The organism is Streptomyces sp. McG3 (genome assembly GCF_018619185.1).
GTDB lineage: Bacteria > Actinomycetota > Actinomycetes > Streptomycetales > Streptomycetaceae > Streptomyces.
Window position 1 is genome coordinate 1 of sequence record NZ_JAAXYC010000247.1, and the last position, 12,407, is coordinate 12,407.

9 protein-coding genes are annotated in these 12,407 nt (G+C 71.4%); 5 read left to right on the plus strand and 4 right to left on the minus strand.

All coding sequences use genetic code 11. From position 1 onward, the window contains the following. Positions 1 to 319: 319 nt before the first annotated feature. Positions 320 to 865 carry a hypothetical protein gene (locus HET64_RS29285; protein ID WP_215110173.1) on the plus strand — a complete coding sequence of 182 codons (546 nt, stop codon included), beginning with the start codon at positions 320 to 322 and terminating at the stop codon, positions 863 to 865. Between the two features lie 82 nt (positions 866 to 947). Then, positions 948 to 1,580 carry a class F sortase gene (locus HET64_RS29290; protein ID WP_215110174.1) on the plus strand — a complete coding sequence of 211 codons (633 nt, stop codon included), beginning with the start codon at positions 948 to 950 and terminating at the stop codon, positions 1,578 to 1,580. Between the two features lie 18 nt (positions 1,581 to 1,598). Here the strand turns inward: HET64_RS29290 and HET64_RS29295 are convergent, their stop codons facing one another. Beyond that, on the minus strand, positions 1,599 to 2,390 hold the full coding sequence (locus HET64_RS29295; protein WP_215110175.1) for a TSUP family transporter: 792 nt from the start codon (positions 2,388 to 2,390) through the stop codon (positions 1,599 to 1,601). A gap of 167 nt (positions 2,391 to 2,557) precedes the next feature. On the opposite strand from HET64_RS29295, the gene nirB reads away from it, so the two are divergent. The 3 genes from nirB to HET64_RS29310 all read left to right on the plus strand — a co-directional run bounded on the left by nirB (position 2,558) and on the right by HET64_RS29310 (position 6,819). After that, a complete protein-coding gene (gene nirB, locus HET64_RS29300; protein WP_215110176.1) occupies positions 2,558 to 5,146 on the plus strand; it encodes a nitrite reductase large subunit NirB in 2,589 nt (862 codons plus the stop codon). After that, positions 5,146 to 5,505 carry a nitrite reductase small subunit NirD gene (nirD, locus tag HET64_RS29305; RefSeq protein ID WP_215110177.1) on the plus strand — a complete coding sequence of 120 codons (360 nt, stop codon included), beginning with the start codon at positions 5,146 to 5,148 and terminating at the stop codon, positions 5,503 to 5,505. The genes nirB and nirD overlap by 1 nt, the downstream gene beginning before the upstream one ends. Before the next feature lie 147 nt (positions 5,506 to 5,652). Then, the gene (locus HET64_RS29310; protein ID WP_215110178.1) at positions 5,653 to 6,819 is read left to right on the plus strand and encodes an alkaline phosphatase PhoX; all 1,167 of its coding nucleotides are present in this window, start codon (positions 5,653 to 5,655) and stop codon (positions 6,817 to 6,819) included. A gap of 57 nt (positions 6,820 to 6,876) precedes the next feature. On the opposite strand, the gene HET64_RS29315 is transcribed toward HET64_RS29310, so the two are convergent. The 3 genes from HET64_RS29315 to ppdK all read right to left on the minus strand — a co-directional run bounded on the left by HET64_RS29315 (position 6,877) and on the right by ppdK (position 11,863). Next, the gene (locus HET64_RS29315) at positions 6,877 to 7,290 is read right to left on the minus strand and encodes a VOC family protein (RefSeq protein WP_215110179.1); all 414 of its coding nucleotides are present in this window, start codon (positions 7,288 to 7,290) and stop codon (positions 6,877 to 6,879) included. A gap of 136 nt (positions 7,291 to 7,426) precedes the next feature. Then, the gene (locus tag HET64_RS29320) at positions 7,427 to 8,470 is read right to left on the minus strand and encodes a helix-turn-helix transcriptional regulator (RefSeq protein WP_215110180.1); all 1,044 of its coding nucleotides are present in this window, start codon (positions 8,468 to 8,470) and stop codon (positions 7,427 to 7,429) included. A 681-nt stretch (positions 8,471 to 9,151) separates the two neighbouring features. Then, positions 9,152 to 11,863, minus strand: a complete 2,712-nt coding sequence (ppdK, locus tag HET64_RS29325; RefSeq protein ID WP_215110181.1) for a pyruvate, phosphate dikinase — start codon at positions 11,861 to 11,863, stop codon at positions 9,152 to 9,154. Positions 11,864 to 12,407 lie beyond the last annotated feature (544 nt).

The following is a 12,407-nucleotide window of genomic DNA, read 5'->3' on the forward strand; positions in this document are numbered from 1 at the left end:
CCGGAGGGGGGCGGGTGCCGTGGGGGCGGGAGATCCGTCCCGTGGGGGGTGTCATGCGTGTGCCCGGGGCCCGCGAGGTCATTCATGTGACCTGCATCACACTTTGCCGGTGCGCCTCACCCGATCGGCACCCGGACCGGCAGCACGGACCGAACGGCCCAGCCGCACGGCCGCGACCTGCGGTGATCCATTCCGGCAAGGGTGCCGCGCCGGTCCGTACGGGTGAAAGCTGACCCCATGTCAGAAGGCGTGGCGGGCCCGGCCCCCGTTGGCTCGGGACAGGACACACCCGCTCGCGCCGTCTGCCCGGAGGATCCCCATGCGCAGTCCTGCCCGCCTCGTGACCGGCACCGTCGGTGCCGCGTTCACCGTCATCGCGTTCGGTCTCACCGCCGCCGCTCCGTCCGCGTACGCGGGCGACTTCGGCCGTCTGGAGATCACCCCGTCGACCGCGGCACCCGGTGCCACCGTCACCGTGAACACCACCGCCTGCGGCAAGAAGGGCTCGGGCATCGGCGACGCGAACTCCCTGGACGCCGGGGACTTCGAGGTACGCCCCGGCACCCACAAGGAGGTCGTGGTCGGCAAGTTCACCGTGCCGCACGACACCCGGCCCGGCACCTACGAGATCATCGTCTCCTGCGACAACGGCAAGGACGCGGTCGGCGATCTGGAAGTGATCGGCGGCGGCAAGCACGAGAAGCCCATCCACGACCGCCCGTCCGGCCATGTGCGGACCGGGGTCGGCGGCAGCGTCGAACCGAACTCCACGCAGGTCGCTCTCGGCGTCGGCGTGATCGGCCTGGCCGCCGTCGGCGGACTGTGGCTGCTGCGCCGCCGCACCGAGGGCGCCGAAGGAAGCTGAACCGCCGCTTCCCCCCTGACCGGGCGGGGTGCGTCCCCGAGCGCGCCCCGCCCGCCCCGGACCACCGACCGAGGACGACGCCGTGTCACCGAGCGCGCAGAAGGCCAAGGGCTGGCTGGTGGGCATCGCCGTGCTGTGCGGCGTCTGGCTCATCCAGAACGGCCCCGGCGGCCAGCTGATCCCGCCGCAGCCCTCCAGCGCCCAGGCCTTCGCCGCCGGGCCCCAGCTCCAGCCCGGCTCCCCGGTCGCCGAACCGATGAACCCCTCCGAGCCGGTCCGCATCCGCATCCCGAGCATCGAGGTGGACGCGCCGATGACCCGGCTCGGGCTGGCCGCCGACGGCAGCCTCGACGTACCGCCGGACGAGGACCGCAACCTCGCGGGCTGGTACGAGGGCGGCGTCCCGCCCGGCGCGCGGGGCACCGCGATCGTCGCCGGGCACGTGGACAACGCGGACGGCCCGTCCGTCTTCTACGCCCTGGGGGCCCTGACCAAGGGGACCGGGGTCGAGGTCGTCCGCGAGGACGGGCGCACGGCCGTGTTCTCGATCGACGCCATCGAGGTCTACGACAACGACGACTTCCCCGACCAGCGCGTCTACGGCGACTCGCCGCACGCGTCGCTCCGGCTGATCACCTGCGGCGGCGGCTTCTCGAAGGAGACCGGCTACCAGGGCAACGTGGTGGCGTACGCACACCTGACCGAGGTGCGCTGAGTCGGCGGCCCGTGGCCGTCACGCGTTCCACTGGTCGAAGCCCAACTTGGCGACCAGCGAGAACACCACGGTCAGCAGCACCGCCCGGACGAAGCCGCTGCCCCGGCTCAGCGCCATCCGGGCCCCGATCATGCCGCCCGCCAGGTTGAAGACCGCCATCACGGCCGCGAGCTGCCACAGCACGGTGCCCTGGTACGCGAACATCGCCAGCGCCCCCGCGTTGGTGCACACGTTGACGATCTTCGCGGTGGCCGACGCGGTCACCAGGTCCAGGTGGAGCACGGCGCTCAGGGCCAGCACCAGGAAGGTGCCGGTACCCGGCCCGAACAGCCCGTCGTAGAAGCCGATACCGCCGCCGACCAGCACGATCGCCGTGACGATCCGGGCCCGTGCCACCGGCCGGTCCGTGCCGTCGCCCGCCGCCGCCGTGCCGAAGGACGGGCGCAGCAGCACGAAGGCCGCGACCCCCAGCAGCACGACCATGATCACCGGGCGGAGCACCTCGCTGCTGATCCCGGCGGCGAAGAACGCCCCGGTCATCGACCCGGCGAGCGCCATCAGCCCGACCCGCACCGCCAGCCCCACCCGTACCGGCGCCTTGCGCAGGAAGGTGACGGCCGCGCCCGAGGTGCCCACGATCGCGACGGCCTTGTTGGTGCCGAGGACATGGGCCGCCGGGACGTTCGGCAGGCCGAGCAGCAGCGCGGGCAGGAGCAGCAGCCCCCCGCCGCCCACCACCGCGTCGATCCACCCCGCGGCGGCCGCGGCAAGGCAGAGGAGCACCAGCGTGGTCAGGGTTATGTCAGGCACGACCCGACATTAGACGCCTGTCGCCGAGCCCCTTCCTCCTGGCCCCTCACAGGGCCCCCGCACCGTCGCTGAGCGCAAGGTTCCGCCCGGGAAACAGGCGGGATGCGGCCGGGTAACACCTCCCGCCCACGCTCGGGGCATGAGGACAACCGACGGAGGCCACTGAGATGCCGGAGCCCACCACCCCGAACGCCCTGGCGCACAGCGCCGTTCCGACGATCGTGGTCGTCGGGCACGGCATGGTCGGCCAGCGGTTCCTGGAGGCCCTCGCCGACCGGGGGCTGACCCCGGCGGCCGGCACCGCCCGGGTCGTCGTGCTCTGCGAGGAGCCCCGGCCCGCCTACGACCGGGTCCGGCTGACCTCGTACTTCGACGGGCGGAGTCCCGAGGACCTCTCCCTGGTGGAGGCGGGCTTCATGGACCGGCACGGCATCGAGCTGTACGTCGGCGACCCGGCGACGGGCGTCGACCGGGCGGGGCGGACGGTGACCGCGCGGTCCGGGGCGGTGTTCCCGTACGACACGCTGGTGCTGGCGACGGGCTCGTACCCCTTCGTGCCCCCGGTGCCGGGGAAGGACGCCCGGGGCTGCTTCGTGTACCGGACCATCGAGGACCTGCTCGCGATCGAGGAGTACGCGAAGGGGGCGGCGACCGGTGCGGTGGTCGGCGGCGGGCTGCTCGGGCTGGAGGCGGCCGGGGCCCTGAAGGGGCTCGGGCTCGCCACCCATGTGGTGGAGTTCGCGCCGCGGCTGATGCCGGTCCAGGTGGACGAGGGCGGGGGTGCGGCGCTGCTGCGCACGATCGAGGAGATGGGCCTCGCCGTGCACACGGGGGTGGGTACGCAGGAGGTGCTGGCGGGCGCGGACGGCGCGGTGACCGGGATGGCCCTCTCCGACGGCTCCTCGCTCGGTGTCGACCTGGTGGTCTTCTCGGCGGGCGTGCGGCCCCGGGACCAGCTGGCCCGGGAGTGCGGTCTGGCCGTCGGGGAACGCGGCGGGATCGTCGTGGACGAGGAGTGCCGGACGTCGGACCCGGCGGTGTTCGCGATCGGCGAGTGCGCGCTGGCCGCCGACGGCCGGGTCTACGGGCTGGTCGCGCCGGGCTACGAGATGGCCCAGGCGGCGGCCGAGGTGATCGCGGGCGGCCGGTCCGCGTTCACGGGGGCGGACCTGTCGACGAAGCTGAAGCTGCTCGGCGTGGACGTGGCCTCGTTCGGCGACGCGCACGGGAGCGCCGAGGGGGCGCTCGACGTGGTGTACTCCGACGCCCGGGCGGGGGTCTACAAGAAGCTGGTGATCGGGCGGGACGGGACGCTGCTGGGCGGGGTGCTGGTCGGGGACGCGGACCAGTACGGCACGCTGCGGCCGATGACGGGCACGGTGCTGCCGGTCGCCCCCGAGCAGTTGGTGCTGCCGGCCGGGACGGGCGGCCCGGTGGCGCTCGGCCCCTCCGCGCTGCCGGACGAGGCGGTGATCTGCTCCTGCCACAACGTGACCAAGGGCGCGATCTGCGAGCACAGCACGCTGCCCGAGGTGAAGAAGTGCACCAAGGCCGGTACGGGCTGCGGCAGTTGCCTGAAGGTGATCGGTCAGCTGATGCCGCCGCCGGCGGACGCGGGGCTGTGCGGCTGCTTCCCGTACAGCCGCGGCGAGCTGTACGAGATCGTCCGCACCCTGGAGGTCACCTCCTTCGCCTCCCTGCTCGACTCGCACGGCCGCGAGGAGGCGCGGGGCGGCGACGGCTGCGAGGTCTGCAAGCCGACGGTCGGCTCGGTCATCGCCTCGCTCGCGCCGACCGTGGGCGCGAGCGGCTATGTGCTGGACGGCGAGCAGGCGGCGCTCCAGGACACCAACGACCACTTTCTGGCCAACCTCCAGCGCAACGGGTCGTATTCGATCGTGCCGCGCATCCCCGGCGGTGAGATCACCCCGGAGAAGCTCATCGTCATCGGCGAGGTGGCCCGCGACTTCGGCCTGTACACGAAGATCACCGGCGGTCAGCGCATCGACCTCTTCGGCGCCCGGGTCGACCAGCTGCCGCTGATCTGGACCCGACTGGTGGACGCGGGCTTCGAGTCCGGGCACGCGTACGGGAAGTCGCTGCGCACGGTGAAGTCCTGCGTGGGGCAGACCTGGTGCCGCTACGGCGTGCAGGACTCGGTGCGGATGGCCATCGACCTGGAGCTGCGCTACCGGGGCCTGCGCTCCCCGCACAAGCTGAAGTCGGCGGTCTCCGGGTGCGCCCGCGAGTGCGCGGAGGCCCGGGGCAAGGACTTCGGGATCATCGCCACCGCCCAGGGCTGGAATCTCTACGTCGGCGGCAACGGCGGGGCCACCCCGCGCCACGCGGACCTGCTGGCCCAGGACCTCTCGGATGCCGAACTGGTGCGGCTGATCGACCGGTTCCTGATGTTCTACATCCGCACCGCCGACCGTCTGGAGCGCACCTCGGCCTGGCTGGAGCGGATCGACGGCGGCCTGGAGCACGTCCGGGACGTGGTGGTCCACGACTCGCTGGGGCTCTGCGAGGAGCTGGAGCGGATGATGGCCGACCATGTCGCCGGCTACCGCGACGAGTGGGCCGAGACCATCAACGACCCGGACCGGCTGCGGCGCTTCGTCACCTTCGTCAACGCCCCCGACGCGCCCGACCCCTCGGTGAGGTTCGTTCCGGAGCGGGACCAGATCAAGCCGGATCTGGAACTGCTCGCGGGACCCGTGCTCGCCGTCCGCACCCTCGAAGGGACCGCCTCCTGATGACCACCGTGACGATCACGACAGCGCAGGACACCGGATGCGTCCGGCTCGCCCACGGGAAGGACTGGCTGACGGTCTGCGACCGGGCCCTGCTCATTCCCGGGCGGGGAGTGGCGGTGCTGCTGCCGGACGGGGACCAGGCGGCCGTCTTCATGGACCGGGCCGGCCGGGTGTACGCGATCGGCAACCGGGACCCGTTCACCGGGGCGTACGTCCTCTCGCGCGGCCTGCTCGGCTCGGCAGGGGGGCGGCCCTTCGTGGCCTCGCCGCTGCTGAAGCAGCGCTTCGACCTGGCGACGGGCACGTGCCTGGACGACGAGGAGGCGGCGGTGCCGGTGTTCGCCGTGCGGGCGGACTGACCCGGCCGCCGGGGTCCGTCCGCGCAACCCCTCCGCCGTCCGTTCACCTTTTCTTGACGCTCCGTCAACTCCGTACTCCTACAGTCCTGACGCGCGACCCGCCGGTCCGTCCGGAGCGGCGGGCCCACACTCATGCGTGGAGTGATCGTGGAACGTCGGACCTTCTTGCGCACCGCGGTGATCGGCAGCTCGGCGGCCGCCTTCGGCGGCACGCTGTGGCGGGGCGCCGCCTTCGCCGACCCGGCCCAGCCGGCCCCCGGCCCGTACGGCGCGCTCCAGGCGGCCAACGGCAACGGCATCCAACTGCCCAGCGGCTTCACCAGCCGCATCGTCGCCCGCTCCGGGCAGACCGTGCCCGGCACCTCCTACCGCTGGCACAGCGCGCCCGACGGCGGGGCGACGTACGCCGACGGCTCGGGCTGGATCTATGTCTCCAACGCCGAGGTGTCCCCGAGCAGCGGGGGCGGGGCGAGCGCGGTGAAGTTCGACTCCTCGGGGACGGTGACGTCCGCGTACCGGATCCTGGCCGACACGAACAACAACTGCGCGGGCGGCGCGACCCCGTGGAAGACCTGGCTGTCCTGCGAGGAGGTCACCCGCGGGTATGTGTACGAGACCGACCCCTGGGGTGTGAACGCGGCGGTGCGGCGTCCGGCGATGGGCCGTTTCAAGCACGAGGCCGCCGCCGCCGACCCGGACCACGGGTACGTCTATCTCACCGAGGACGAGAGCGACGGCCGTTTCTACCGCTTCCGGCCCACGACCTGGGGGAACCTGTCGAGCGGCACCCTCCAGGTGCTGGTCGCCGGCACGGCCACCTCCACTCCGGTCACCTGGGCGAACGTGCCGGATCCGGCCGGCTCCTCCACCCAGACCCGGCACCAGGTCTCCGGGGCGAAGGTGTTCAACGGCGGTGAGGGCTGCTTCTACGCGGCGGGCACCTGCTGGTTCACCACCAAGGGCGACAACCGGGTGTGGGCGTACGACGCGAACGCCTCGTCGATCTCGCTCGCCTACGACGACTCGCTGGTGACGGGCGGCTCGGCCCCGCTGACCGGCGTGGACAACGTCACGCGGTCCGGGTCCGGGGACCTCTACATCGCGGAGGACGGCGGGAACATGGAGATCTGCCTGATCACGCCGGACGACACGGTGGCCCCGTTCCTGCGGATCACCGGCCAGTCCGGTTCGGAGATCACCGGGCCCGCGTTCTCGCCGGACGGCGGCCGGCTCTACTTCTCCTCGCAGCGCGGGACGAGCGGAAGCTCGTCCGGGGGCATCACGTACGAGGTGAAGGGGCCCTTCCGCGGCTGACGCGGACGCCCCACGTGCGCCGGCGCCCGTCCCCCGGCCCGGCGCACGTCCCCCGGCTCAGCCCTGGTCCCCGGCGGCGGCGGCCGGGTCCATCCAGATGACCTCCCAGATGTGCTGGTCGGGGTCCTGGAAGGAGCGGCCGTACATGAAGCCGAGGTCCTGCGTCTCGCCCGCCGGGGAGCCGCCGGAGGCCAGGGCGGCGTCCGCCAGCCGGTCGACCTCCTCGCGGCTGTCGCAGCTCAGGGCCAGGATGACCTCGGTGGTCTTCGAGGCGTCGGCGACATCCTTCTTGGTGAAGTCCTTGAAGCGCGGTTCCGTCATCAGCATGGCGAAGATGGTGTCGCTGATGACCAGACAGGCCGTCTTGTCGTCGCTGAACGCCGGGTTGAAGCCGTAGCCGAGCTTCTCGAAGAAGCCCTTGGTGGTCTCCAGGTCCTTCACCGGCAGGTTCACGAAGATCATCTGAGCCATGATCGTTTCCTCTTCCTCTGTCCCGTGGCGCCCGCGGTGGTCCGTCCGGCGCTTTCGATGGTTAGACGGCGGGGCCGTGCGGAACTCATCGCCGTTCGGCGGACGGATTTTCGCGGCGCACCCGGGGCGGGACGGCTCAGGGCAGGGCGAGCGGGGCGCCGCCGCGCAGCAGGGAGCCGCCGAGCGGAGTCAGCGTGTGCAGGACCGAGCTGCCGTGGCGCAGCGTCAGGACCAGGCCCGCCTCGCGCAGCACGGAGGCGTGCTGGCTCGCGGAGGCCAGCGACACTCCGGCCCGGCGGGCGAGTTCGCTGGTGGTGCAGCCGTTGCCGATGGAGGAGAGGACGGCCGAGCGGGTGTGTCCGACGAGCCGGCCGAGCCAGGGTCCCGGCTCGGCGAAGACCGGGGCTCCGGGGTTGGCCACCGGGTAGACGAGCACCGGTGGGAGCGACGGGTCGCGGTAGACCACGGGGGTGCCCCGGCAGAAGAAGGACGGCTGGAGCAGCAGCCCGCGCCCGTCCAGGTGCAGATCGCGGTCGAACGGGTAGTCCGCCTCCAGTACGGGCGAACGCCACCGGATCATCGGCGGCAGCGCGGCCAGGAGCCCGTCCGCCCCGCCGTCCAGCAGGGCCCGGCCGCGGACGGCCCGGTCCGCCTCGACGCTGGCCCGGATGTGCGGCCAGTAGGGCTCCACGGCGGCGTGGTGGTAGCTGCGGAGGGCCCCGATGAGCCGGGCGAGCGGCTCGGCACGGCCCTCCATGAGCGCGGCGGGCAGCGCCGCGCTCGCTCTCCCCGCTCCGGGGTCCCGTTGACGCGGGCCGGCGGGCAGGCCGGCCCGCTGCCGTATCCGCCCGGCGGCCAGCAGCTCCAGCTCCGCGTGGACGCGGTCGGCCGGAGTGTCGCGCAGCGCCTCCATTCCGACGTCGAGCCCGAAAGGCTCGGCGCCCTCCTGGGAGGGCGTCAGGAAATCCGGGAAATAGCCGCGGGGCGGGACGACCGCCGCCAGCAGCTGTGCTTCACCATTCAACCGCGCCCGGGATTCCGAACGCCATTTCCCGAACACCGTCGAAGCACGCCGGTCCCTGATCCGGTGAAAACTGAGAATGGTTTCCCACAGCGCGTCCGGCCTCGTGGCCATCCGCACCCGCGAAAGGTCCAGCCTGGACACATGGATACGCAGCACTACTCCCCCACCTGTTGCATCCGCAATTGCCCCCACCGAAGGGTATGCGGACCGTCACAGGAGGTCACCACGGGGTTTCGGCCAGAAGTGAAAGGTCTCGCCCCGTTCCGCTCCAGCCGAAAAGCTGTACGGCGTCGGGTACGCATCCGGTGCCCACCGGATGAGCACGTGAAGGCCGTGGGGGGCTTTGTGTGTTCGGCGGCGGTGGGCGACGGTGCGGCTCCGTACCCGACGGGGGTAAGCCGGGTGCGGTCCATGGGTGGGGATCCATGGACCGCACCCCGGTCCCCCGGCCCGCCACCTGAATTTCTTTGCGCATTAAACGAAGCAATGTGCTCTGCGCCACATTCTTCCGCGACATTCGGTGCGCGCTTCTGACGACTTCCCCGTATCACCGGTCATTTCCGCACACGCCACTTCCGTACCGCCGGTCACATCCGGTCAGCCGGTGGCTTCCGATCCGCCGGTAGCTTCCGGTCAGCCGGTCGCTCGCGGTCAGCGCAAGGCGAAGCGGCGGCACCCCCGCACAGGGTGCCGCCGCTTCTCGGCGGGGCCTTCGAGGCCCTGGTCGGTGGGCAGGGCTGTTCGTGCAGCCCTGCCCATGAGGTCGGAGGCTGTTCGTGCAGCCCCGACCGGTGGGTCCGGGCCCCGTCCCTGCGGCCCCGACCCGGTGAGTCCGGATCAGCGGCTGTCACTGCCCCGGGACTCGGCTGCGGCCCGGCCGGCCTCAAGACGGGCGACCGGGATCCGGAACGGCGAGCAGGACACGTAGTCCAGGCCCACCTCGTGGAAGAAGTGCACGGACTCGGGGTCGCCGCCGTGCTCGCCGCAGACGCCGAGCTTGAGGTCGGGGCGGGTGGCCCGGCCCGCCTCGACGGCGCTGCGGACCAGCGCGCCGACGCCGTCCTTGTCGATCGTCTCGAACGGGGAGACCCCGAAGATGCCCTTCTCCAGGTACGCGGTGAAGAACGAGGCCTCCACGTCGTCGCGGGAGAAGCCCCACACCGTCTGGGTCAGGTCGTTCGTGCCGAAGGAGAAGAACTGCGCGGCCTCGGCGATCTGGCCCGCCGTCAGCGCGGCGCGCGGCAGCTCGATCATGGTGCCGATGGTCAGCTTGAGGTCGGTGCCGGTGGCCGCCTGGACCTCGGCGATGACCCGGTCGGCCTCCTCGCGGACGATCTCCAGCTCCTGGACCGTGCCGACGAGCGGGATCATGATCTCGGGGCGCGGGTCGCCCTTGGCGTTCTTGCGCTGGGCGGCGGCCTCGGCGATGGCCCGCACCTGCATCGCGAACAGACCGGGGATGACCAGGCCGAGGCGCACCCCGCGCAGCCCCAGCATCGGGTTCTGCTCGTGCAGCTTGTGCACCGCCTGGAGCAGGCGCAGGTCGTTCTCGTTGGCGTCCTTGCGGGACTCGGCGAGCGCGACGCGCACCGACAGTTCGGTGATGTCGGGCAGGAACTCGTGCAGCGGCGGGTCGAGGAGGCGGACGGTGACGGGCAGTCCGTCCATCGACTCGAACAGCTCGATGAAGTCGGCCTTCTGGAGCGGGAGAAGAGCCGCGAGCGCACTCTCGCGCTCGTCGTCGGTGTCCGCGAGGATCAGCTTCTCGACCATCTCGCGGCGCTCGCCGAGGAACATGTGCTCGGTGCGGCACAGACCGATGCCCTGCGCTCCGAAGCGGCGGGCCCGCAGCGCGTCCTCGGCGTTGTCGGCGTTGGCCCGCACCCGCAGCCGGCGCACCCGGTCCGCGTACGCCATGATCCGGTGCACGGCGGCGACCAGTTCGTCGGCGTCGTCGGCCCCGGCGTGCATCCGGCCCTCGAAGTACTCGACGACCGGGGACGGTACGACGGGTACCTCGCCCAGGTAGACCTTGCCGGTGGAGCCGTCGATCGAGACGAGGTCGCCCTCCTCGATCACCCGGCCGCCGACGGTCATGCGGCGTCGCTTGGTGTCGACCTCCAGGTCCTCGGCGCCGCAGACACAGGTCTTGCCCATGCCGCGCGCCACGACCGCCGCGTGCGAGGTCTTGCCGCCGCGCGAGGTCAGGATGCCCTCGGCGGCGATCATGCCTTCGAGGTCGTCGGGGTTGGTCTCGCGGCGGATCAGGATGACCTTCTCGCCGGAGCGGGACCACTTGATCGCGGTGTACGAGTCGAAGACGGCCTTGCCGACGGCGGCGCCCGGGGACGCGGCGATGCCCCGGCCGAGCAGCTCGGTCTTCGCCTCGTCGTCGAAGCGCGGGAACATCAGCTGGGCGAGCTGGGCGCCGTTGACGCGCTGGAGGGCCTCGGCCTCGTCGATCAGGCCCTGGTCCACGAGCTGGGTGGCGATCCGGAAGGCGGCGCCCGCGGTGCGCTTGCCGACCCGGGTCTGGAGCATCCAGAGCTGGCCGCGCTCGATGGTGAACTCGATGTCGCAGAGATCCTTGTAGTGGTTCTCCAGGGTCTCCATGATCTGCATGAGCTGGTCGTACGACTTCTTGTCGATCGACTCCAGGTCGGCGAGCGGCACCGTGTTGCGGATACCGGCGACGACGTCCTCGCCCTGCGCGTTCTGGAGGTAGTCGCCGTAGACGCCCTGGTGGCCGCTGGCCGGGTCGCGGGTGAAGGCGACGCCGGTGCCGGAGTCGGGGCCCAGGTTGCCGAAGACCATCGAGCAGACGTTGACGGCCGTGCCGAGGTCGCCGGGGATGCGCTCCTGGCGGCGGTAGAGCTTGGCCCGGTCGGTGTTCCACGAGTCGAAGACCGCGTTTATGGCCAGGTCCATCTGCTCGCGGGCGTCCTGCGGGAACGCGCGTCCGGCCTCGGACTCGACGATCTTCTTGAACTGCTTGACGAGCTTCTTGAGGTCGGCGGCGGCGAGGTCGGTGTCGACCGTGACCTTCTTCGCGTCCTTCGCCGCCTCCAGCGCCTCCTCGAAGAGGTCGCCGTCGACCCCGAGGACGGTCTTGCCGAACATCTGGATGAGCCGGCGGTAGGAGTCCCAGGCGAAGCGCTCGTCGCCGGACTGGGTGGCGAGACCGGCCACCGAGTCGTCGGAGAGGCCGATGTTCAGGACCGTGTCCATCATGCCCGGCATGGAGAACTTGGCACCGGAGCGGACGGAGACCAGGAGCGGGTCGTCGGCCTGGCCGAGCTGCTTGCCCATGCGCTCTTCCAGCGCCTTGAGGTGCGCACTCACCTCGTCGCGCAGCGCGGTCGGCGCGTCGCCGCTGTCCAGGTAGACCTTGCAGGCCTCGGTGGTGATCGTGAAGCCCGGAGGGACGGGCAACCCGAGGTTGGTCATCTCGGCGAGGTTCGCACCCTTGCCGCCCAGAAGATCCTTCAGATCCTTGTTGCCCTCGGTGAAGTCGTAGACGAACTTCTGGGGATCTTTGTTTTCCGACACGGGTCTCGACTCCTCGAGGACGCGGTGGCTGCCCTGACGGCGAGGAACATACCCAGATCGAAGGTGGATGGGTACGTCCACTTGGTCGTCATACGGCCGCAACCACCCGTCCGCCAGCAGATCGAAAGGCTCGCCCGGCCGAAGCACCTGATGCTCCGCCTTCACCTCCTGAATGCGACATGGCTGAAACTTGACCATAGCCGCTCACCTGAGCGGATGACTCACCAGGTGAGTTCACTTCTCGAATCCAGCAGGGTGGCACTGAGTGCCACGTCTTCCAGAAGTGCAGCCATCTCGAAAATGCTCATCTGAGCGCAACCCCGATCAAGGGTGGCGCGAATCACGCCTGTTTCGGACCCCGGATTTCAGGATCCGGACGGCTCGGGCAGTCGCCGCGGACCCCGGGGCCGACCTCTTCCAGGCTACGGGCGAAGGTCCGCCCCCGCGCGGGCTCCCGGCGCCGAACCGGTCCCCCGGCCACGCCGAAGCGCCACGCCGCGCCGGACGTGGGCATGGGGGAATGAGGCCTTGTACGGGGGCCGGG

Coding starts and splice junctions, on each gene's coding strand:
- HET64_RS29285 (WP_215110173.1), top strand. CDS start 320: ATGCGCAGTCCTGCCCGCCTCGTGACCGGCACCGTCGGTGCCGCGTTC.
- nirB (WP_215110176.1), top strand. CDS start 2,558: ATGCCGGAGCCCACCACCCCGAACGCCCTGGCGCACAGCGCCGTTCCG.
- nirD (WP_215110177.1), top strand. CDS start 5,146: ATGACCACCGTGACGATCACGACAGCGCAGGACACCGGATGCGTCCGG.
- HET64_RS29315 (WP_215110179.1), bottom strand. CDS start 7,290: ATGGCTCAGATGATCTTCGTGAACCTGCCGGTGAAGGACCTGGAGACC.